At 49.2% G+C, this 21,150-nt stretch carries 23 protein-coding genes, 7 tRNA genes and 2 rRNA genes (1 of these 32 running past the window's edge); 30 read left to right on the plus strand and 2 right to left on the minus strand.

The window, feature by feature from the left end; all coding sequences use genetic code 11:
- The 19 genes from ACN9MT_RS00900 to ACN9MT_RS00990 form a co-directional block, all read left to right on the plus strand.
- Positions 1-1,355, plus strand: a 23S ribosomal RNA gene (locus ACN9MT_RS00900); it begins 1,559 nt to the left of the window's first position.
- Between the two features lie 47 nt (positions 1,356-1,402).
- A 5S ribosomal RNA gene (gene rrf, locus ACN9MT_RS00905) occupies positions 1,403-1,518 on the plus strand.
- An 11-nt stretch (positions 1,519-1,529) separates the two neighbouring features.
- Positions 1,530-1,604: transfer RNA gene (locus tag ACN9MT_RS00910), tRNA-Asn, on the plus strand.
- Positions 1,605-1,606: 2 nt separating this feature from the next.
- Positions 1,607-1,681: transfer RNA gene (locus tag ACN9MT_RS00915), tRNA-Glu, on the plus strand.
- 13 nt (positions 1,682-1,694) lie between these two features.
- Positions 1,695-1,767: transfer RNA gene (locus ACN9MT_RS00920), tRNA-Thr, on the plus strand.
- A gap of 38 nt (positions 1,768-1,805) precedes the next feature.
- Positions 1,806-1,889: transfer RNA gene (locus ACN9MT_RS00925), tRNA-Tyr, on the plus strand.
- 4 nt (positions 1,890-1,893) lie between these two features.
- Positions 1,894-1,966: transfer RNA gene (locus ACN9MT_RS00930), tRNA-Lys, on the plus strand.
- A gap of 6 nt (positions 1,967-1,972) precedes the next feature.
- A tRNA-Gly gene (locus ACN9MT_RS00935) sits at positions 1,973-2,044 on the plus strand.
- A 9-nt stretch (positions 2,045-2,053) separates the two neighbouring features.
- Positions 2,054-2,129: transfer RNA gene (locus tag ACN9MT_RS00940), tRNA-Ala, on the plus strand.
- Between the two features lie 211 nt (positions 2,130-2,340).
- Positions 2,341-3,249 carry an arginase gene (gene rocF / locus ACN9MT_RS00945; protein WP_426272586.1) on the plus strand — a complete coding sequence of 303 codons (909 nt, stop codon included), beginning with the start codon at positions 2,341-2,343 and terminating at the stop codon, positions 3,247-3,249.
- 125 nt (positions 3,250-3,374) lie between these two features.
- Positions 3,375-3,938, plus strand: a complete 564-nt coding sequence (sigW, locus tag ACN9MT_RS00950; RefSeq protein ID WP_056064595.1) for an RNA polymerase sigma factor SigW — start codon at positions 3,375-3,377, stop codon at positions 3,936-3,938.
- A 16-nt stretch (positions 3,939-3,954) separates the two neighbouring features.
- Positions 3,955-4,575 (plus strand): hypothetical protein, encoded by a 621-nt coding sequence (locus tag ACN9MT_RS00955; protein WP_056064592.1) that lies wholly within the window; start codon positions 3,955-3,957, stop codon positions 4,573-4,575.
- Positions 4,576-4,654: 79 nt separating this feature from the next.
- Positions 4,655-5,515: a diadenylate cyclase CdaA gene (gene cdaA, locus ACN9MT_RS00960; RefSeq protein ID WP_056064589.1), complete on the plus strand. Its 861-nt coding sequence runs from the start codon at positions 4,655-4,657 to the stop codon at positions 5,513-5,515.
- Positions 5,515-6,801, plus strand: a complete 1,287-nt coding sequence (locus ACN9MT_RS00965; RefSeq protein WP_056064586.1) for a CdaR family protein — start codon at positions 5,515-5,517, stop codon at positions 6,799-6,801. The genes cdaA and ACN9MT_RS00965 overlap by 1 nt, the downstream gene beginning before the upstream one ends.
- Before the next feature lie 29 nt (positions 6,802-6,830).
- Positions 6,831-8,186, plus strand: coding sequence for a phosphoglucosamine mutase (gene glmM / locus ACN9MT_RS00970; RefSeq protein WP_029343107.1), 1,356 nt, complete (start codon positions 6,831-6,833; stop codon positions 8,184-8,186).
- A gap of 411 nt (positions 8,187-8,597) precedes the next feature.
- Entirely contained in the window at positions 8,598-10,394 is a 1,797-nt protein-coding gene (gene glmS / locus ACN9MT_RS00975; protein ID WP_056064583.1) for a glutamine--fructose-6-phosphate transaminase (isomerizing), read from the plus strand.
- Between the two features lie 75 nt (positions 10,395-10,469).
- Positions 10,470-11,033 (plus strand): hypothetical protein, encoded by a 564-nt coding sequence (locus tag ACN9MT_RS00980; RefSeq protein WP_426272587.1) that lies wholly within the window; start codon positions 10,470-10,472, stop codon positions 11,031-11,033.
- A gap of 23 nt (positions 11,034-11,056) precedes the next feature.
- Positions 11,057-11,824, plus strand: a complete 768-nt coding sequence (locus tag ACN9MT_RS00985) for an alpha/beta hydrolase (RefSeq protein ID WP_426272588.1) — start codon at positions 11,057-11,059, stop codon at positions 11,822-11,824.
- 38 nt (positions 11,825-11,862) lie between these two features.
- Positions 11,863-12,462 carry a short chain dehydrogenase gene (locus ACN9MT_RS00990; protein ID WP_426272589.1) on the plus strand — a complete coding sequence of 200 codons (600 nt, stop codon included), beginning with the start codon at positions 11,863-11,865 and terminating at the stop codon, positions 12,460-12,462.
- Positions 12,463-12,501: 39 nt separating this feature from the next.
- Here the strand turns inward: ACN9MT_RS00990 and ACN9MT_RS00995 are convergent, their stop codons facing one another.
- Entirely contained in the window at positions 12,502-12,675 is a 174-nt protein-coding gene (locus ACN9MT_RS00995; RefSeq protein WP_155960197.1) for a hypothetical protein, read from the minus strand.
- Between the two features lie 129 nt (positions 12,676-12,804).
- On the opposite strand from ACN9MT_RS00995, the gene ACN9MT_RS01000 reads away from it, so the two are divergent.
- The 4 genes from ACN9MT_RS01000 to ACN9MT_RS01015 all read left to right on the plus strand — a co-directional run bounded on the left by ACN9MT_RS01000 (position 12,805) and on the right by ACN9MT_RS01015 (position 15,808).
- On the plus strand, positions 12,805-13,365 hold the full coding sequence (locus ACN9MT_RS01000) for an isochorismatase family protein (protein ID WP_426272590.1): 561 nt from the start codon (positions 12,805-12,807) through the stop codon (positions 13,363-13,365).
- A gap of 13 nt (positions 13,366-13,378) precedes the next feature.
- Positions 13,379-13,861: a GNAT family N-acetyltransferase gene (locus ACN9MT_RS01005; protein WP_290776627.1), complete on the plus strand. Its 483-nt coding sequence runs from the start codon at positions 13,379-13,381 to the stop codon at positions 13,859-13,861.
- The gene (locus ACN9MT_RS01010; protein ID WP_290775518.1) at positions 13,858-14,751 is read left to right on the plus strand and encodes a phosphotransferase family protein; all 894 of its coding nucleotides are present in this window, start codon (positions 13,858-13,860) and stop codon (positions 14,749-14,751) included. Before ACN9MT_RS01005 ends, ACN9MT_RS01010 begins: the two co-directional genes overlap by 4 nt.
- A 64-nt stretch (positions 14,752-14,815) precedes the next feature.
- The gene (locus ACN9MT_RS01015; RefSeq protein ID WP_056064559.1) at positions 14,816-15,808 is read left to right on the plus strand and encodes an NAD(P)/FAD-dependent oxidoreductase; all 993 of its coding nucleotides are present in this window, start codon (positions 14,816-14,818) and stop codon (positions 15,806-15,808) included.
- Positions 15,809-15,867: 59 nt separating this feature from the next.
- Here ACN9MT_RS01015 and ACN9MT_RS01020 read toward each other — a convergent pair whose 3' ends face one another.
- Positions 15,868-16,200, minus strand: a complete 333-nt coding sequence (locus tag ACN9MT_RS01020) for a winged helix-turn-helix transcriptional regulator (protein WP_368915388.1) — start codon at positions 16,198-16,200, stop codon at positions 15,868-15,870.
- A 122-nt stretch (positions 16,201-16,322) separates the two neighbouring features.
- Here ACN9MT_RS01020 and ACN9MT_RS01025 point away from each other — a divergent pair, with 122 nt between their 5' ends.
- The 7 genes from ACN9MT_RS01025 to ACN9MT_RS01055 all read left to right on the plus strand — a co-directional run bounded on the left by ACN9MT_RS01025 (position 16,323) and on the right by ACN9MT_RS01055 (position 21,133).
- A complete protein-coding gene (locus ACN9MT_RS01025; RefSeq protein ID WP_426272591.1) occupies positions 16,323-17,177 on the plus strand; it encodes an SDR family oxidoreductase in 855 nt (284 codons plus the stop codon).
- Positions 17,178-17,251: 74 nt separating this feature from the next.
- The gene (locus tag ACN9MT_RS01030; protein ID WP_426272592.1) at positions 17,252-18,106 is read left to right on the plus strand and encodes a PPK2 family polyphosphate kinase; all 855 of its coding nucleotides are present in this window, start codon (positions 17,252-17,254) and stop codon (positions 18,104-18,106) included.
- 194 nt (positions 18,107-18,300) lie between these two features.
- On the plus strand, positions 18,301-18,726 hold the full coding sequence (locus ACN9MT_RS01035) for a DMT family transporter (RefSeq protein ID WP_426272593.1): 426 nt from the start codon (positions 18,301-18,303) through the stop codon (positions 18,724-18,726).
- 12 nt (positions 18,727-18,738) lie between these two features.
- Positions 18,739-19,401, plus strand: coding sequence for a Crp/Fnr family transcriptional regulator (locus ACN9MT_RS01040; protein ID WP_426272594.1), 663 nt, complete (start codon positions 18,739-18,741; stop codon positions 19,399-19,401).
- Between the two features lie 12 nt (positions 19,402-19,413).
- Positions 19,414-19,884, plus strand: a complete 471-nt coding sequence (locus ACN9MT_RS01045; RefSeq protein ID WP_426272595.1) for a DMT family transporter — start codon at positions 19,414-19,416, stop codon at positions 19,882-19,884.
- A 2-nt stretch (positions 19,885-19,886) separates the two neighbouring features.
- Positions 19,887-20,588, plus strand: coding sequence for a YjjG family noncanonical pyrimidine nucleotidase (locus tag ACN9MT_RS01050; RefSeq protein WP_426272596.1), 702 nt, complete (start codon positions 19,887-19,889; stop codon positions 20,586-20,588).
- 107 nt (positions 20,589-20,695) lie between these two features.
- Positions 20,696-21,133, plus strand: a complete 438-nt coding sequence (locus ACN9MT_RS01055) for a GNAT family N-acetyltransferase (RefSeq protein ID WP_426272597.1) — start codon at positions 20,696-20,698, stop codon at positions 21,131-21,133.
- Positions 21,134-21,150 lie beyond the last annotated feature (17 nt).

Genomic DNA, 21,150 nt, shown 5'->3' on the forward strand with positions numbered 1-21,150 from the left:
AAGGAACGACGCGGAGTCCCGTAGGGACGTAGGTCACGATTTCACACTGCCAAGAAAAGCCTCTAGTGAGGGGGAAGGCGCCAGTACCGTAAACCGACACAGGTAGGCGAGATGAGAATTCTAAGACGCGCGGGATAACTCTCGTTAAGGAACTCGGCAAAATGGTCCCGTAACTTCGGGAGAAGGGACGCTCTACATGAGTAGAGCCGCAGTGAATAGGCCCAAACGACTGTTTAGCAAAAACACAGGTCTCTGCTAAATCGCAAGATGACGTATAGGGGCTGACGCCTGCCCGGTGCTGGAAGGTTAAGGGGATGGGTTAGCGCAAGCGAAGCTTTGAACCGAAGCCCCAGTAAACGGCGGCCGTAACTATAACGGTCCTAAGGTAGCGAAATTCCTTGTCGGGTAAGTTCCGACCCGCACGAAAGGCGTAACGATTTGGGCACTGTCTCAACGAGAGACCCGGTGAAATCATAGTACCTGTGAAGATGCAGGTTACCCGCGACAGGACGGAAAGACCCCATGGAGCTTTACTACAGCCTGATATTGAGGCTTTGTGCATGATGTACAGGATAGGCGGGAGACGTTGAGCCCGGAGCGCCAGCTTCGGAGGAGTCACCCTTGGGATACCGCCCTTCATGCATAGAGTCTCTAACTCGCAGCCGTCATCCGGCTGGAGGACCGTGTCAGGCGGGTAGTTTGACTGGGGCGGTCGCCTCCTAAACAGTAACGGAGGCGCCCAAAGGTTCCCTCAGAATGGTTGGAAATCATTCGTAGAGCGCAAAGGCAGAAGGGAGCTTGACTGCGAGACCTACAAGTCGAGCAGGGACGAAAGTCGGGCTTAGTGATCCGGTGGTTCCGCATGGAAGGGCCATCGCTCAACGGATAAAAGCTACCCTGGGGATAACAGGCTGATCTCCCCCAAGAGTCCACATCGACGGGGAGGTTTGGCACCTCGATGTCGGCTCATCGCATCCTGGGGCTGGAGTAGGTCCCAAGGGTTGGGCTGTTCGCCCATTAAAGCGGTACGCGAGCTGGGTTCAGAACGTCGTGAGACAGTTCGGTCCCTATCCGTCGTGGGCGCAGGAAATTTGAGGAGAGCTGTCCTTAGTACGAGAGGACCGGGATGGACGCACCGCTGGTGTACCAGTTGTTCCGCCAGGAGCATCGCTGGGTAGCTACGTGCGGACGGGATAAATGCTGAAAGCATCTAAGCATGAAGCCCCCTCCAAGATGAGATTTCCCTTTGAGTAATCAAGAAAGACCCCTCAGAGACGATGAGGTAGATAGGTCACGGGTGGAAGCATGGCGACATGTGGAGCTGAGTGATACTAATCGGTCGAGGCCTTGTTCTAGCAGATGCTTGTTGATGACTTCAGTTTTGAGGGCGCGAGCCCGATCGTCTGGTGACGATAGCCAAGTGGTCACACCCGTTCCCATGCCGAACACGGAAGTTAAGCACTTGAACGCCGAAAGTAGTTGGGGGCTTCCCCCTGTGAGGATAGGACGTTGCCAGGCATTTAATTTATTCCGCAATAGCTCAGTGGTAGAGCAACCGGCTGTTAACCGGTAGGTCGTAGGTTCAAATCCTACTTGCGGAGCCAATGGCCCGTTGGTCAAGCGGTTAAGACACCGCCCTTTCACGGCGGTAACACGGGTTCGAATCCCGTACGGGTCACCATTATACTTTTTGTGCCGGTGTAGCTCAGCTGGTAGAGCAACTGACTTGTAATCAGTAGGTCGCGGGTTCGACTCCTGTTGCCGGCACTGTTTTTTCTCAATTGTATAAGTTTCCTAGACAAACTGGGGGGGTAGCGAAGTGGCTAAACGCGGCGGACTGTAAATCCGCTCCCTCGGGTTCGGCGGTTCGAATCCGCCCCCCCCCACCATGTCGAGCCATTAGCTCAGTTGGTAGAGCATCTGACTTTTAATCAGAGGGTCGCAGGTTCGAATCCTGCATGGCTCATTTCTTGCGGAAGTAGTTCAGTGGTAGAATACGACCTTGCCAAGGTCGGGGTCGCGGGTTCGAATCCCGTCTTCCGCTTTTTCTTTTGGGGCCTTAGCTCAGCTGGGAGAGCGCCTGCCTTGCACGCAGGAGGTCAGCGGTTCGATCCCGCTAGGCTCCACCAATTTTATTTAAAGATCTTAAGCGAGTTTCGTTCGTCTTAAGTTTTTTTTATATGAAATGCCAAGCATAACCAGAGTACGTACGCAAGAACACCGTGATTCCCTTCACGGTGTTTTTTTGTATATTCATGCGTTTTTTTGTTGAGTTGAACCACTTGTTTGTTACCGCTTACAATATATGTAGAAGTGACTATGACATAGGGGGAATATCGTATGAACATCGCGTATATCAGCGTACCGTACCGTTATGGACAAGGAAAGCCGGGCACTGAACACGGACCTGCTGCTGTCGAAAAAGCGGGTCTACTAGCGACACTCGAAGCATGGGGACAAGAAGCAGTACGCTACGGGGAAGCGGCTGTCTTATCCGAGGATGCGGTCCGAGAAGAAGATCCAAAGCTAAAGCGTCTTGAAGGCGTCGTCCACACGACGAATGACTTGCATCTGATTGTTCGCGATGCGTTATCAGAGCAACGCTTTCCGTTGTTAGTTGGTGGTGATCACAGCATGGCGATCGGAACGATTGCGGGGTTACGTCAGACTGTACCACGTCTTGGCGTCATCTGGTTCGATGCACACGGTGACTTGAATACACCGGAAACATCACCGTCTGGCAACATCCACGGTATGCCGCTCGCTGTAGCCCTTGGGGAAGGACATCAGCGTTTAACGGAAGTAGGAGGAACAGACGTTAAATTGCAACCGGAACATCTCGTCTTCATCGGATTACGTGACGTTGATCCAGGCGAACAAGAACTGATTGATCGTCTTGGTATTCGTGTGTATGATATGGAAGCGATCCGAACACGGGGAATGGACGCGATCATGGAAGAAGCGATTGCCTATTTGAAGGAAACAACGGATGCGTTCTATCTTAGTTTCGATATGGATGGTCTCGATCCCTCACTCGTCGTCGGTACAGGAACACGTGTCGCCGATGGTATCTTCTTAGAAGATGCGAAGACTGTATTAAAGCATTGTGCGGTAGCAGAAGACTTCATTGCAGCTGAATTCGTTGAAGTGAATCCGTTACTTGAAGAAGGAAACGGAACAGCAGAACTTGCGAATGAACTGATCGGAGATCTACTTTTGGCAATGGAAACACATCGCTTAGTAAAATAATGGATGAAACTTGAACTCTTTTCATCGGGGTTCAAGTTTTTTTTGTTACAATTTAAAAGGAGATGAAACATTTATCGGTCGACTTCGTATAAGAGATTGACCGCATAGAGCGGGGGGTATTCAAAGTGGAAGAAACGACACTGCGCTTAATTGAGCGAGTGAAACAGGGAGACCGCGATGCTTTTGCGGCACTTGTTGATCTATATAAGGAAGGTGCCTTTCTTGTGGCTTTCCGCGTCTTGCGCGATCGAATGGAAGCGGAGGATGCGACACAAGAAGCCTTCATCCGTGTATTTACGAAGATTGATTCGTATAATGCACAATGGAAGTTCCGGACTTGGTTGTACCGAATCGTCACGAACGTATCGATTGACCGATTACGGAAAAAGAAACCTGACTATTCTCTTGATGCTGAGATGTCAGGTACTGAAGGACTGACATTGTATTCACAACTCGAGAGCAAGGACACCTTGCCGGAGGACCAAGTGGTCGATAACGAGCAACGAAGTGAAGTCGGGGATGCGATTGCAGCTTTACCAGAAAAATACCGCGTCCCACTCGTCCTGAAATATATAGAGGATCTTTCACTAAAGGAAATCAGTGAAATGATCGAATTACCTGTCGCTACTGTCAAAACTAGAATTCATCGTGGACGGGAAGCGCTGAAGAAGCATTTTGCCAAACGATGAGAAGGAGGAACTCACCATGTCACGAGAGCATGTACATGAACGGATTCAGGATTATTTAGATCAAAACCAACCACCTGAGGAATTCGAGCGATTGGAAGCAGAGTTACGGGAAGCGGACGCGATGGACGAGTTCGAAGAGTATCGGCTCCTTGATGCTCGGCTGCGTCAACTTCCAGCGCCTAAATTATCGGCAGATTTTACATCCCGCGTGCTGGCACAATTGCCCGACCAGGTGGATACGCCGAGCGCTGCCTTACTGCACCAACCGCAACCGTCCCGTTTTGGAGGGAAGATGAAGCAATACCCATTGCTCGCGGCAGCGGCTGTTTTCTTACTCTTGTCGGTCGGTAGCCTTGGTGGTTATATGGCACAGGAAGAACATGACTTATCTTATACGAATGCACCAGGCATCGTCGCTCAAAATGGTGAGGTCGTCGTGCCAAAAGGCGTCACGGTCGATCAAGATCTCTATGTTGAGGGCGGGAACGTCCGAATCGAAGGGAAAGTTAATGGCGACGTCATGACCGTTGACGGGAAAGCTTACACGGCGAGTGCCGGTAGCGTGACCGGAGAAATCAAGGAAATTGATCAATTATTCGAACGCGTTTGGTACGGAATCAAACGTCTATTTCAATAATCAGATGGGACGAGTCGAACTCGTCCCTTTGTGCTATAATGGAAACTGTTTAAATCAGATGAGTTAGGGGGCACGGTTGGTGAATTACTTCAGCTGGCAACCACTTCAATTTCAATTGTTGAAACTGGGAGAAAACGTACATTGGTACGATTATATTAATGATGTGATTGATATCGCGGTTGTGACGTTCGTTATTTACCGTCTCATGATCATCGTCAAAGGAACAAAAGCGGTCCAGCTCATTAAAGGGATTTCGGTCATTTTGATCAGTTGGTTCCTGAGTGGCTTTTTTGGACTCAAAACACTTCAATTCTTACTCAATCAAATTATCACCTATGGGTTACTGGGGATCATCATCATCTTCCAACCCGAACTCCGGCGTGGACTGGAACATTTAGGACGAACGAGTAAATTCTTCTCACGTAGTGCGATCAGTGATGAAGATGAACAAGTTCGAATCGTCGATGCGCTCGTATCGTCTGCCCAGTACATGTCAAAACGCCGTATCGGGGCACTCGTGACGATTGAACGTGAGACAGGACTGAGTGAATACGTAGAGACGGGCATTCCGCTTGGTTCACAAATCACGAGTCAGTTGCTGATCAACTTATTCATTCCGAATACACCATTACATGATGGTGCCGTCATCGTCCAGCAAGGCAAGTTAGCAGCCGCCGCTTGTTACTTACCGTTGTCAGAAAGTGCACATATCTCAAAAGAGCTTGGAACACGTCACCGCGCTGCAATCGGTGTCAGTGAAGTAACGGATAGTGTTACGCTCGTCGTCTCGGAAGAAACGGGTGGTGTCTCACTCGCCATCAATGGACGTCTGTACCGGGAACTCGATGAAGAATCCTTACGGACGAAGTTGCTTGAGACGATCGTTAAGGTCGAACAGACGAATACTTCCTTCTTGAACTGGATGGGGGCGAAAAAATAATGTTCGAAAAATGGTTCAATGAACGATGGTTTTTACGCATTGTTGCGGTCGTCTTAGCCGTCATGTTGTATTTGATGGTGGCAGGTTCGAATACGACAGGAAAGAGTGACGCCGCTAGTCTGTTGCCGATCGCAGGTCAAGGTTCGACGAAATTTGACGTGCCGGTCACGGTCCAGTATGATGAATCGCAGTGGGTCGCCTATAATATTCCAAATACGATGGAGGTAACCGTTAAAGGTCCATCGAGTAGCTTGACGATGCTTCGGCTTGTTCAGGATTTTGGGTTATCGATTGATTTAAAAGGACTTGACCCTGGCTATCATCGTGTCCGTGTCACAGCAACTGGCTTCGGAAAAGATGTCGAGGTGACGCCAAAACAGGAGACGATTGAAGTCTTCCTCGATAAGAAGATTACAAAGGAAGTACCGGTACAAGTCGCCTTACTCAATAAAAACAAAATCGCTGAAGGATATGTCGCTGGGGAAGCGCAACCGAATCAACAAACCGTTGAAGTTACGGGAGGCGCAGAGAAGTTACAGGCGATTTCAGCGATCCAAGTACCGATCGATGTAACTGGTCGGGCAGAGACGTTCAAAGAGACGTTCAATGCCAAAGCGACTGATGCGAACGGGAATACGATCAATGCATCTTATCAACCGGAGCAACTAGAAATCACAGTACCGATCTATAAGGAAAGTAAGACGGTACCGATCAATGTGCAGACAAAAGATGACGTCAAAAAAGGATATACCGTCGTCAAGATCGTTCCCGTTACGACGGAAGCTCGTCTATATGGAACAAAAGAAGAGTTAGAGCGTATCGGTTCTGTTGATACGGAAGCAGTCTCGCTCAAAGGATTGACGAAGACGACAGAAAAAACCGTCAAACTTGTTGAACCGGAAAATGCGACAGCGATGGATCCGACACAGGTCACCGTCAATATCGTTGTCGAAAAGGAAAATGCGAAGTCGACGACGGAAACCGTCGAGGATCGAGCGGAGAAAACAATTCCCGGTGTGACGGTCACGTTAAATGGGTTTGATGAATCGAAGTATACGATTGATTACAACCAAACGATTGATGTCGTTGTCCGTGGGAAAGAATCTGATTTAGCATCGATCGATGCGACGGATATCAAAGCGGTCATCGATGTGACGGGACTAAAAGAAGGAACGCACGGATTGCCGATTTCGTATCAGACGTCAAAAGCCTTTGATGTCCTGCGTCCGGATAATATGGATGTCACGCTAAAAGCTGTTCCGAGGACATCCGTTCCGACCAATTAAAACAAATTAGTGAAATGAGGAAATAACACATGGGTAAGTATTTTGGAACTGACGGCGTACGCGGCGTCGCAAACGTAGAATTGACACCGGAACTAGCATATCGCCTCGGTCGAACAGGTGGTTACGTGTTGACGAAACACGAAAGCACACGACCAAAAGTCTTGATTGGACGCGATACACGTGTTTCTGGTCAAATGCTTGAGAACGCACTCATCGCTGGTCTTTTATCAATCGGTGCAGAAGTCATGCGTCTTGGTGTCATCTCGACACCGGGTGTCGCTTATCTGACAAAAACGATGGATGCCACAGCGGGAGTCATGATTTCTGCATCGCACAATCCAGTTGAAGATAACGGAATCAAGTTCTTCGGTTCAGATGGCTTCAAGCTCGATGACGCAACTGAGCTTGAAATCGAAGCATTGCTCGATGAAGCAGAAGATACATTACCACGTCCAGCTGGAAAAGAGCTCGGTTTCGTTCACGATTACTACGAAGGTGCACAAAAATATCTTCATATGCTTCGCCAGACATCGGATGAAGATTTCTCAGGCATCCATGTCGCGATCGACGGCGCACACGGTGCGACGTCAAGCCTCGCACCACGTCTATTCGGTGACTTGGAAGCAGAAGTATCGACGATCGGTACAACTCCGAACGGACTCAACATCAATGATGGTGTCGGTTCGACACACCCAGAACATCTCGCTGCCTTCGTTAAGGAAAAAGGCGCAGATGTTGGTTTATCGTTTGATGGAGACGGCGACCGCTTGATTGCAGTCGATGAGAACGGTGATATCGTCGATGGCGATAAAATCATGTTCATTTGCGGAAAATACTTGAATGAACTTGGGCGTCTGAAAGACAACACGATCGTTGCAACGGTCATGAGTAACCTCGGCTTCCATAAAACTGTTGAAGAAAACGGGATGACGGCACTTCAGACAGCAGTCGGTGACCGTTATGTCGTCGAAGAAATGCGTAAGAACGACTACACGCTCGGTGGTGAACAGTCGGGGCATATCATCTTCATGGATTACTCAACGACAGGGGACGGCATGTTGTCAGGCGTCCAGTTGTTGCAAATCATGAAAGCGACAGGGAAAAAGTTATCGGAACTCGCAGCTGAGATGCCGATCTTCCCACAACGTCTCGTTAACATCCGTGTCTCAGACAAAAATGGTGCAATGAGCGGTCCTGCCGTGCAAGCGATCATTGCAGAAGTCGAAGCAGAGATGGCAGGCAACGGACGTATTCTCGTTCGTGCGTCAGGAACAGAACCACTCGTTCGTGTCATGGCAGAAGCCCCGACACAAGAAGCGTGTGATGCATACGTCGAGCGGATCGCGAACGTCGTTCGTGAGAACTACGCGTTACAAGAAAACTAAGCAGCCCGAAGCAGAGCGATTGCTCTGCTTCTTTTTTACAATTATTTTAGAAAAACAAATTGATATTTTTACAAAAAATAGGGATTATGCGTATTGAATAGAAAAATATCGGGAATAGTTACAAATACGTTACCTTTCTTGCTTTTTCAGATTAAAGTTCGTATGATGGTGAAGTCGGACAGAAACGGGGTCGGACAGAAACAAGAAGCGCCAGGGCTTTCTCCGTAGGACGAAAGCTGACGAGGTGGAGGTTTATCGAATGATTCGGCGGATGCCTCCCGGTACCAGATCCATACCGTAAATCGTTCTGAAATCGTCCAAGTGATTGGGCGGACAAACAGACCGATCGGGATCCTCTCAACAAGAGCCGTTTCCTCTTCAGGGAAATACTTGTAAATGGAGAGATGTAACATGTGCGGAATCGTAGGTATGATTGGACAGGTCAACACGAAAGAAATTTTATTAAAAGGTCTCGAGAAGCTCGAGTACCGCGGCTATGACTCGGCAGGTCTTGCGTTCGTCAACGACGGCGTCCAAGTCCACAAAGAAGTAGGCCGGATTGCTGCGCTACGCGAAGTCGTTCCTGCAGATGCAGACGGCACAGTCGGAATCGGACACACACGCTGGGCGACACACGGTGTCCCAAGCGTACCAAACGCGCACCCGCACCAAAGTGCGTCAACACGTTTCACACTCGTGCACAACGGTGTCATCGAGAACGATGAGCAGTTGAAGGCAGAATTGAATGTCGATCTCCTCAGCGACACGGATACAGAAGTCATCGTTCAGATGATCGAAAAGAACTTCAACGAGACAGGTGATGTCGCGGAAGCATTCCGTCAAACACTCCGCGTCTTGCACGGTTCGTATGCCCTCGCATTGATCGATGCTGAAAATCCAGACGTTTTGTACATTGCGAAAAACAAATCACCACTTCTCGTTGGTCTCGGTGACGGGACGTTCAACGTCGTCGCATCAGACGCAATGGCAATGTTACAAGTAACGGATCAATTCGTTGAGCTGCATGACGGTGAGATGATCATCTTGACGCGTGATAGCGTTACGATTCAAGATCTCGACGGTAACGTTCAAGAGCGTGAAGCATATACGGCTGAAATCGATGCATCAGATATCGAAAAAGGAACGTATGCGCACTACATGCTCAAAGAGATGGATGAGCAACCAGCTGTCATCCGGAACATCGTTCAACAATATCAAAATGAAGCAGGCGACATCACACTCGACCAATCGGTCCGTGATCTCGTACTCGGTCGTGACCGTGTCTACATCATCGGTTGCGGAACAAGCTATCATGCTGGTTTGATTGGGAAACAGTTGATTGAACAAATCGCAGGCATCCCGACAGAAGTGCACATCTCTTCTGAGTTCGGATACAACATGCCATTATTGACAGAGAAACCACTCTTCCTCTTCCTTTCACAATCAGGTGAAACAGCGGATAGCCGTGCGGTTCTCGTTGAAGCGAAGAAACTTGGTCACCCGGCACTGACGATCACGAACGTTCCAGGATCAACATTGTCACGTGAGGCGAACGCAACGTTGTTGCTCCACGCGGGTCCAGAAATCGCCGTTGCTTCAACAAAAGCGTATACAGCTCAAATCGCTGTCCTCGCTGTTCTTGCGTTTGACCTCGCTCAAGCGAAAGGGGTTGCTGTCAACTTCGATCTCATGAAGGAACTCGGTAAAATCTCAAGTGCGATGGAATCGGTCATGTCTCAAAAAGATCGTTTCCAAGAAATCGCGACAGAGTACTTGTCTGAATCACGTAACGCGTTCTTCATCGGTCGCGGACAAGATGCATACGTCGGGATGGAAGGTGCATTGAAACTCAAAGAGATCTCATATATCCAAGCAGAAGGATATGCGGGTGGAGAGCTCAAGCACGGTCCGATCGCTTTGATCGAAGATAACACACCGGTCATCGCACTCGTGACACAACCACACGTTCACCTCAACAACCGTGGGAACGTCAAGGAAGTCGTCGCGCGTGGTGCAAACGCGTGTGTCATCGCAGCAGAAGGTCTTGAATTGCCGACGGATGCCTTCGTCATCCCAGCAGTCGAGCCACTCTTGTCACCGCTCTTGTCTGTCTTGCCACTTCAATTGATTTCATACTACGCGGCACTCGGTCGCGACTGTGACGTCGATAAGCCACGTAACTTGGCGAAGTCAGTAACGGTTGAATAAGAAAATAAATCGACTCCAAACGATAGGCGCGAAAGTGTCTGCCGTTTGGAGTTTTTTATATAGGAGGACAACAAGATGAATCGCTGGATCGCCGCATTTCCTAAACGATATGAACAGGACGTCCGAATCGTCCAAGCGTGTCTACCGTTTGCTTGGACGCGTTTATCACCCGGGGCGATCGAAGTAAATACAGAGCAGGAACACATACAGCTTCCGATTCGCGTATATGTGCCAGAAGTTGCGCCCGAGCGGATCAAGCAACTAACGCCGACTCAGCAGACGATTTTATACTGCCTTTATACCCGTCACCATGATGGTCATGTTCGTGAGCATTATCTTCAGCAGTTACTTAAAAACCATTCACACGACGGATGGGTTCTCGCCTATCTCATCGAACTTGCTAGTGAGTACGTCCGTGAAATCGTCGACATCATCGTACCCGCAATCGAGCAATGGGATCTGGAAGTGAAGCGGCGGTTCGTCGAGGATGATCCAGCATACATGAAGCGGATCGAAGACCGGATGATCAGTTACTGGAATGCTTATTACCGCTCTGGCGAACGACGATCTGAAGCGGACTACCCAGGCTTTCAGATTATAAAATCGTTACGGGAGAATACTTCGGTAGAGGAAGTTTAAAGAGATAAAAAGGAGGTGCGCCCATGATCACGAAATCAAAGGATCTGTACTTAGAAGGACCCGGACCTGCTGTTTTGCTGTTACATAGTTTTACTGGTAGTGCGAATGAGATGCGGGGGCTCGCTCGCTTTTTACATGTAGCCGGGTATACCTGTTACGCGCCCAATTACGCCGGGCACGGCGAATCGCCGGAGCGCTTGTTTGCGACGACGATCGAAGACGTCTGGCAGTCCGCGCAAGACGGATGCGCCTTTTTACAAGATCGAGGACACAAAGACATCTTTTTGATTGGACAATCACTCGGTGGGGTGATGGCACTTCGACTGGCAGAACAGTCAGGATGTGCCGGACTCATCTTACTCTCGACGCCGATTCTTGAGCGGACGATTGCCGGACTTGAGCACCGCGTTCGTCGCTATACGGAACGGTATTTTCAATTTGACGATCGTTCGCCGGAGTGGATCGCAGATTTTGTCGACCGTCATTTTCCACGACCGGAAAAAGATTTACGGGCACTGCAACAGTTCATTCTCGACACAGGAGTCGTCTTGCCGAAGATCACACAGCCCATCGCTCTATTCCTTGGCGCCTTAGATGATGCGGTCTATCATGCCAGTCTCGAGCGAATCGAAACGACGGTGTCGAGCCGAGATCAGAAAAAGGTTCTTCTTCCGAACAGTAAACATTTACTGACGCTCGATCGGGACAAACAGCGTCTGTTCGAAGAAATCCTCGTCTTCTTGAAGACGCATCCGGTAGATTCCTTGAAACCATCATCTGCTGTGCAGTAGGCTATATAGGTAAGCGACACGCGAAAGGGGAAGGGATCATGCGAATTTTAGTAGTAGGAGCAAGCGGAACGATTGGTCAGGCAGTTGTCGAACAGTTGAGTGAGCGACATGAAATCATTCGTGCTGGGCGAAGCGGAGCGGATGTGCAAGTCGACATCACATCAGAGGAAAGCATTCGGGCGATGTATGAAGCAGTCGGTTCTGTTGATGCCGTCATCAGTGCTACAGGTGGCGCTCATTTTGGTCCATTGACGGACTTAACACCGGAGCTTAATCAAATCGGAATCGACAGTAAACTAAAAGGTCAGGTTAATCTGGTCCTACTTGGTTTACAGTCAGTACGAGACGGAGGAAGCTTTACGCTGACGACTGGCATCATGATGGACGATCCGATTCGCCAAGGCGCATCCGCAGCGCTTGCGAACGGTGGGGTCAAAGCGTTCGTTCATGCAGCAGCGATCGAGATGCCACGAGGCATTCGAATCAACAGCGTCAGTCCGAACGTACTGATTGAGTCGCTCGAGAAGTACGGACCCTTCTTCCGTGGTTTTGAAGCCGTCCCGGCGTTACGTGTCGCGACGGCGTTCGAAAAAAGTGTCGAAGGGGCGCAGACGGGACAAAATTACGAAGTCTATTAAATAAAAAAGCAGGTAGCGAAAAATCGCTACCTGCTTTTTTTACAGACCGGATAGGATATAACGTTCGATTCCGAAAAGTAATAGAGTGATCCCGAGACAAATGAGTAAGTTGCGTACGAACCAGCGACCTGTCATCGTCCGGTTCATGATCAGTTTCTCCAGTGTCAGATTGACGAGAAGCACACATAAGAAGATGACGCCAAACCAAATCATCCAGACACATCCTTTCTTTCTTCTTAACGAATCCAATAGCTAAAAAGTTTCGCGCCCGTCAGGAGCAGGAAATCATTCAGATGAGCGGGAAGGAAACAAGCAGTCGATTTTACAAGGAGGAACATGACGATGAAACAAGCGGTCCTAGTGATTGATTTTCAACAGGAACTCGTTGACGGAAACACCGAAGAACGTCCGGTATACTTAAAGGAACAAGTTGCGCACGTCATCGAAGCGGTCGTACTCGAAGCAGACGAACGGAACATCCCAGTCGTCTTTATTCGGGATCTAGATGTCGCTGGCGGAACAGGACCCGGTTTTGCAGTCCATGATTCGATTCCCGTTCCAGCGTCCAGTGTCACGTTTGATAAAGCAGCGACGAATGCGTTTCATGGTACCCCATTGCTCGATCATCTACGCCAAGCATCGATTGAACATCTAATCGTCTTAGGTTGTAAGACGGAACACTGCATCGATACTGCGGTACGCAGTGCGACAGTACATGGTTTTGATGTCACACTCGTTGCCGATGGACATACGACGAACGGTTCTGATGTATTGACGCCGGAGCAAATGATTGCCCACCACAATCAAGTCTTGCACGGTCATTATAACGTCGAACACTTTTCGATCGTTCGTCCGTCAACGGAAGATGTCTTCACCCCAACCCACAATGACTACCGGACATGAAGAGGAGAATAAGATGATTGAATTACGAAAAATGACAGCGTCCGATTACGATCGCTACGCGACGCTCGTCCAAGATGAACGTGTCATGCGTTACATCACGGAACAGGCATTAACAGATACGGAAACGAAACAACGCTTTGAGCGAATCCTTGAACAACAGCAGCACGACCGACTCGGATCGTATCTGATTTATACCGAAGAGACATGGATTGGAATCGGGCACATGACCCGGAGTCAAACGCAACCGTTCGAAGCAGAGCTCGGTTACATGCTACTACCCGATCAGTGGGGACGCGGATACGGCACAGCCATTGCAGAGCGTCTCTTACAGTTAGCGACAGAAGAAGAGCTACAGGTCGTCACGGCGACGATTGATCCAGCACATGAAGCGTCGCGCCGTATTTTGATCGGATTAGGTTTTGAATCGACCTATGTTGGACCGATTGACGGTCTACCAGGTGAAACGCTACAGAAAATAGTGGGAACGACGGAATGACGCGAGACGAATGGATTGAACATTTTCAACTCGACGTCGCAGCATGCGCGACTGTCGACGAATCGTATAGTTCTGAAGTCGATCGTCTCGTCCTAACGGATGGTCAGGTCGTCTTCTTGAAGCGCCCGTATACGGCTGAAAAGTGGTACCGGGAACGTGGCTGGATTCATGCACTAGAAGGGCTTGTACCCGTACCACACATCTTAGCTGAAGCAGCTCCCGGGCAGACGACCGGGGCGTTCGTGCTTGCTGCCTTAGCGGGACAGGCACCGATCACGATGAATAAAAAATTGGCGTACGAAATTGGTCGAACGCTCGCAATGCTGCATACGTGTACAGGAGAAGATTACGGCGAGTATACGGAAGATGGATTTTATGCCTATCCAGTTCAGGACTGGCGACGCTTCCGGAATGAAAAACTCGATGGATTCATGCCGTTCATCACGACCGAACTCGATCCCAGTTTTTTAGAGAACATCCAAACAGAGTTAGTCAGACGAGAACAGTCGTTACCGGAGCCTTCACGTCCCGTTGCCACACATTGTGACTTCCGCCTAGCAAATTTACTGACGGTAGGTGATCAAGTCACAGGGGTGATCGATTTCGAGACGACCCGCTACGGGGCCGTCGAGATGGACTTCACGAAGATCGTCCGTAATCTCAATACGTTCGGTTCCATTTACGTCACGGCATTTCAAGAAGGATACGCGACATTACACCCAGACGTGCCGATTGAGACGTATCTAGCATACTATCGTTTGTGGGAAGCACTCACGGCCGTCGGCTGGTGCATCAAACGTGGACTAGAAGAGCACCGGGTGTTCTTTGAGGAGAACATCATGCTTATCGAGCAGGAATTACAGATGACAAGCATATCGGACGGGTATTGATTCACCCATGTCTTGGAAGAAACCTCTATACTTAGAGAAATGAGGAATATGAGGGGGAAGCGAGATGACAGGGAAACGAATCGGAATCATCGGTGGTGGACTCGCCGGAATCTTTGCGGCACGTCAATTGCAGGCAGCAGGACATGCTGTTGAAATCATCGAAAAAAGCCAGAGCGTCGGGGGGCGAATGGCGACTCGTCGGATTGATGAAGGAACAGCGGATCATGGTGCCGTCTTCTTCACGGTTCGGACGGAAGAGTTAGGACGCGAAGTCGACGACTGGCTTGAGAAAGGGTGGGTTCGTAAATGGTTCGGAACGGATTTTCCACGCTATGTCGCGACGGACGGCATGAATCAACTCGTACAAGCGATTGGTCGAGGGATTCCCGTCCAGTTGAATGAACAGGTCACGCATATTACGGCAATGGAGGACGAACTCGTCACACAAGCGACGGATCATCAAGGTGCGTATGATGCGTTACTTGTGACGGCGCCTGTACCGCAAGCATATGAACTGTTGCAGGCTTCTGATCTGGCGCTCGGAGAGGACGATCATGAGCAGTTACGCCAAGTGACGTTCGAGCCGACATTCGTGGGTCTGTTTGAAATCAAAGAGCGACTGACGATCGGGGAAGTCGGCCTACAAGACGAACAACTCGTCGATGGGATGTTAAAACTCGTCAATAATGCCGAGAAACAGATTTCGAAGACGACACTCCTGAGCGTCTATATGACAGCTCGCTTCAGTGAAGACTGGTACGAGCGCCCAGAAGAAGAGACACTCGCGGAAGTCGAGCGTCTGTTACAACAGCAACTCGGACCAGTGACGATTATCTCCCGCCAGCTCAAGCGTTGGCGTTACGCTCAGGCACGCGCAGTTTACCGGACACCGCATTTGAAACTGTCGTCACATCCACTTTGGCTTGCTGGTGATGCGTTCCTTGAAGCCGATGATGCGTCAGGACGGACGCGCGTCGAGAGCGCTATCATCTCCGGATTACGTGTCGCAGAAGCGATCGACACCCACTTACGTCAGACGGTAACAGCGACGGAATGAACGAAAACATGCACTTCTTTTCTGACTCGAGAAGAAGCGCATTTTTTTGTTACTCACGATCATTTCACCTGAAAGTGTTGTTCACTCCAAGCTGCCATGTGATCAAGAATTGGTAAAAAACTATGACCAGCATCCGTTAGAGAATATTCAACACGAGGGGGAACTTCGCCAAAGACGTGCCGTTGAATCAAACCATCCGCTTCGAGCTCACGTAGCTGACGTGTCAAAGTTCCCTTAGAGATACCTGTTAATTGTTGCAGTTCATGAAAACGATGTGTCCCGTGTGTCAGGTGCCACAGCAAGATGATCTTCCATTTGCCAGCGACCATCTGTTGGACCCGAGTGACTGGACAAGCCGTCCGTTGATTAGTTGTTGAATCGAATACAGCCACGTTCATCCTCTCCCATTGGTTCGTTTTGAGGGACCTAGTTTCAGATAAGTGCCTACTTTTTTTAGTGTATCACCTAGCGTATCATGAAGAACAACATCAAACTTCAAAGGAGTGGTTTCATCATGAAATGGTTAATTACAGGAGCAACCGGAAAATTAGGCGCGCGGATCGTGCAGCACCTCAGTGAACAAGTCGGCAACGAACATGTAGCGGTTAGTGTCCGCGACGTCGAAAAAGCAACAGCGCTTGTAGCACAAGGAATCGATGTCCGATACGGAGACTTTGATCAGCCCGAAACACTCGGACAAGCGTTTCAAGGAATTGATCGATTGTTGATCATTTCGACGGACGGTGAAGAGGCGACGCGGATCCGGCAACACCAAGCTGCTGTCACGGCAGCAAAAGAGGCAGGCGTCAAGCTGATCGGCTATACGAGCATCGCCAATGCGGCACACAGTACAAACGGACTTGCTCGAACGCATCGTGTCACAGAGGAAGCGATTCAAGCGACAGGTATCCCGTATGTCTTTTTCCGTAACAACTGGTATCTCGAAAATGAACTCGGAACGATTGACGCCGTCGCGCAAGGCGCAGACTGGTTAACGGCAGCAGGCGAAGGGAAAGTCGGATGGGCGTTACAAGATGAGTATGCGCTAGCCATTGCGACGGGACTGACGCTTGAGCATCCAAACCCCATCTATGAACTATCGGGTCCGTTGCATACACAAGCAGAACTCGCGACTGCAGTCGGAACAGTGCTTAACCGATCGGTCGCTTTAGATGAAGTGGATGAAGCGACATATGGTAAGCGGATGCAAGCAGCTGGCTTACCTGACTTCTTGATTCCAATGCTGACTGGTATCCAGGCAGATATCGCAGCAGGGACTCTGGCAGTAGAAAGTACTGATTTTGAAGCATTACTTGGCCGTCCCGTGACGACGCTGGAAGAGGGAGTTCGACTTCTTTTAAAAAGATAAGTTCATCTGAACGTTTTCAAGGTGAGTGAGTTGGGTAAACCCCCTTTAGAAGCAATTAAAGGAGGAGTCCTACCATGAAACTGTCATCCTATCGTGTTAAAGAAGGCGAGCAAGTCTCGTTTTCGAATTACCCGACATCAGAAGAACATAAAATTTCGGAAGCAGAATTGCGAGAGAAACGGATTCCAAAAAGTGTTGAGACGTTACAAGAGTTACATTGGCGTTTGCATGCCGAAGAGAAAAATGGCGTCCTCGTCATCCTGCAAGCGATTGATGCAGCAGGGAAGGATGAGGCGATTAGCTATATCTTTTCTAACTTGAACGCACAAGGACTCCGAACGATTTCCGTCAAAAAACCGTCGGATACGGAGCAAAAACATGACTACCTATGGCGAATCCACGAAGGACTACCGGAAAAAGGGGAAGTCGGCATCTTAAATCGCTCCTATTATGAGGAAGTCATTGCACCACGAATCCATGATTTGCTCGAGGAGGAAGAAAAGCCGGATGACGGAGATGTGTGGCAGATGCGCTACCGTCAAATCAATGACTTTGAACGCTATCTCGTCGAGAACGGCTTCCGGGTCGTCAAGTTTTTGTTTCATGTCTCAAAAGAGGAGCAACGGCAACGGCTGTTGACTCGTCTGAAAGATCCAACGAAAAACTTCGAATTCTCGTTTAATGACATTGAGGAACGCAAGCACTGGGACGAATACCATGAGATTTTTGCTGAGCTTGTCTCAGCGACATCGACATCGTATGCACCGTGGTATATCTTACCGGCAGATGACGAATGGTATTCCCGCTATATCGTCACTGAAGTCATGAATGACGTCCTGAAGGAAATTGATCCGCAATATCCGAAGTTGTCGGAAGAGGATCAGGAACAGCTCGATGAGGCGATTAAACGACTGGAAGAAGATGCATAAAATATTTAAACACATCAAAAGCGATTGTTCTCTTGCTGAGAACAATCGCTTTTTTGATACACTTGGAGTTGTATGAAATTGTATTTACTCATCATGATTTCTGAACTTCTGAACATCTCAGGACAAATGTCCTGTTCAAATCAGAAAGACTCTCGTTAAATGAGAGTATCATGGAACGAGAGAGGAGTATATACATGCGTGGTGTCTTATTTGCGATTGCTGGTGGCTTTTTCTTAACGCTTCAAAGTGTTGCCAATGCCCGGATTAGTCAAACGATCGGGACGTGGCAAGCGGCAACGATCACCCAAATGACCGGGTTCATCGTTGCGATCCTCTTAGCGATCGTCTTACGGGATCGCAGTTTTTCAGCGATGCGACGTGTCAAAAAGCTTTATCTAGCAGGAGGTGCCTTTGCAGCGATCATATTATTCAGCAACATGACGGCGGTCCACCGGATGGGCGTAACTTTGACGATTTCGCTCTTTTTACTGGCGCAATTAGCACTGGCACTCTGGATTGACGGAAGAGGCTGGTTCGGCGTCATGAAACGTCGACTGCGGGGACCACAAATCATCGGTATCGTGATGATGATCGCGGGGATCTTCATCTTAAAAAGCTAAGGGGGAAAAAGCGTGACAGACATTACGACCTATTTGGAACGCTATCAGTTAGAGCATGTCTTTGATGAATCGTTACGCAAGGCGATGTACATCCAGACGTTTGGACCGGGTGAGACCTTATGTCGGCAAGGCGATGTTGCGCATGAACTCTACCTGCTCGTCGAAGGGAAATTGAAAATCACACATATGTCGGCAACGGGAAAACGTCTCGTGTTGTCCTTTAAGCATCCGTTTGATCTCGTCGGCGATATTGAGTTCGTCCGGAAGATCGATTTGATGAACACGGTCGAGGCAGTGACACTAGTAACCGTCTTACGCATCGCCTATGCGGATTTGGAAGAGGCACGTGTACATCATTCTGCCTTTTTATTATTTTTACTCGAGACGATCACGAAAAAGTTTGAATTAAAATCGCATACGCTCAGCTTCAATCTGTTGTACCCGGTTGAAGTTCGGCTAGCCAGTTATTTGCTGTCGATGACACCTGATACGGATGCTTTTGCGAGTAAGGAACTGGTCGATGCAGCAGATTTGATTGGGACGAGCTACCGTCATGTCAACCGTGTCTTACGTCAGTTCGTCGACGATGGGTTGATTCGTCGGACACAGCATACGATTGAGATCATTGATCGAGACGGATTGATGGAGCGCGTTGGAGAAAGCATTTACGAATGAAAGAGGTGCGACATGGTTACGGGAATCATCCTTGCTCTTTGTGGGGGCATGCTCGTTTGTATTCAAAATACGTTTAACGCAAAAGTCAAAGAACATGTCGGTGCTTGGGCGACGACGACGCTAGTCCTTGGACTCGGGTTCCTCGCTTCACTGACGATTGGTTTGATCGTCGAAGGATCACAACTGTTTGCCCTAAAAGAGGCACAAACCTGGTTTTGGTTCAGCGGAATCATTGGTGTCGGTGTCGTCCTCTGTGTGACGCAAGGCGTTCAACAACTCGGACCAAGTCGAGCGATTTCGATCGTCATGGTGTCGCAAATCTTGTTTGCCTTACTGTGGGATACGCTCGGTTGGTTCGGGTTACAAGCCGTTCCGTTTACGTGGACGAAAGCACTCGGTGTGTTGCTGATTGGTGGGGGAGTACTGTTATTTCAACTGGGCGGGAAAACAACAACTGTACGACAAGTACGTAAAGGAGCTTGAGGATGTTTTATAAAACAGTATTATTCGATATTGACCATACACTACTTGATTTTGAAGCGACGGAACGGATTGCCTTTCGCCATCTGCTTGAGCAACAAGAGTTGCAGTGGACGCCAGAGCGAGAAGCGCGCTACAAGGAAATCAATCACGCGCTCTGGAGAGCACTCGAACGGGGTGAAGTGACACGCGAGGAAGTCATTTACTCACGGTTCGTGACGTTCTTCGCGGAAGAAGGACGAGAAGTCGACGGACGAGTAGTTGACGAAACGTATCGCGGCTATCTCGCGCAAGGGACGGAATTGATTCCGGGTGCGACTGCCCTGTTAGAGCAACTAGAAGGGAACGTCGAGATGTACGTTGTCACGAACGGGATTTCAAAGACGCAACGCGCGCGACTTGATGGCGCCGGATTAACGCACTTCTTTAAAGCGATTTTCGTTTCAGAGGAGACAGGTTTTCAAAAGCCGATGGCAGGATTTTTCGATCATGTGTTTGCGCGGATTCCGCAATTCGACCCGGCGCGAACGATCATTATCGGAGATTCCTTGTCAGCTGATATTGCAGGTGGCAATCAAGCTGGTATCGCAACATGTTGGTTTAATCCAGAAGGAAAGCCGGCAACGGATATCAAGCCCACGTTTACGATTACCTCTTTAGCCGAACTACCTGCAGTGCTTGAAAACGCAGCAGTCATTCAACAATGAATCAAATCAGTCGATAGGAAAGAGAAGGAAAGGGGGCGATCACCGTGCAACGATGTGATCAACAGACGCTGGAGGCAACTCCCGTCTAATTAAAAGGGGAAATGAACATGATTCAACTCGTACCGGTAACAGCAGACAACTGGAAAGCGTGTTGTGAGCTGACGCTGACAGTAGAACAGCAGGACTTCATGGAAGCGAATGTCTACTCGATCGCGCAAGCGAAGTTCGAACCAAGCCTTGTCCTTCGGGCGATTATGATGAACGATACGGTTGTTGGTTTTGTGATGTACAACACGGAACTAGAAGAACTCGACGGCTACTGGATTTACCGCATCATGATCGATCAGACGCAGCAAGGGAACGGGATCGGACGATTAGCGATGCAAGCCGTGATTGACGAGATGCGCGCGTTACCTGCTGCAAAACGAATCATCGTCGGCTATCGACCGGATAATCAGGCGGCACACCGTCTGTATGCAAGTCTCGGCTTCATCGACCACGGGAATCGATTCGGTCGGGAAATGGCAGTACAATTAGACATTTGAAGTATGGAGGGACTCTT

Origin of the sequence: Exiguobacterium sp. R-17 (assembly GCF_049913315.1) — a bacterium.
Lineage (GTDB): Bacteria > Bacillota > Bacilli > Exiguobacteriales > Exiguobacteriaceae > Exiguobacterium_A.